Genomic DNA, 394 nt, shown 5'->3' on the forward strand with positions numbered 1-394 from the left:
CTGCAGCTGCAGCAGCGCTGGCAGCAATTCTTCCGCGAGTTCGACGTGGTGATCTACCCCGTCGCCGCCGTGCCGGCCTTTCCGCATGACCATTCCGAGCCGTTCGACGCGCGGCAGCTCGACATCGATGGCAAGCTCTACAACTACTCCGATGCCTGCTTCATCTGGGCCGACCCCGCTTCGACCTGCGGATTGCCTGCGACCGCCGTTCCGATCGAGCGTACGCCGTCAGGCCTGCCGATCGGCGTCCAGATCATCGGGCCGTATCTGGAGGATCGGACGACGATTGCGCTGGCCGGACTGATCGAGTGCGAGTTCGGCGGCTTCGTCTCGCCGCCGGCCTTGGCTGCAAGGCAATAGCTAAGTTTTGTCGGCCGACTGCGCCTCGACCGCC

The 394-nt window shown here is 65.0% G+C and carries 1 protein-coding gene; it reads left to right on the forward strand.

Annotation, left to right across the window (positions count from 1 at the left end):
• The coding region (locus A5906_RS45005) for an amidase family protein (protein WP_245326898.1) at positions 1–360 on the forward strand (360 nt) is incomplete at its 5' end.
• Positions 361–394 lie beyond the last annotated feature (34 nt).

This window comes from Bradyrhizobium sacchari, assembly GCF_002068095.1.
GTDB classification, from domain to species: Bacteria; Pseudomonadota; Alphaproteobacteria; order Rhizobiales; family Xanthobacteraceae; genus Bradyrhizobium; species Bradyrhizobium sacchari.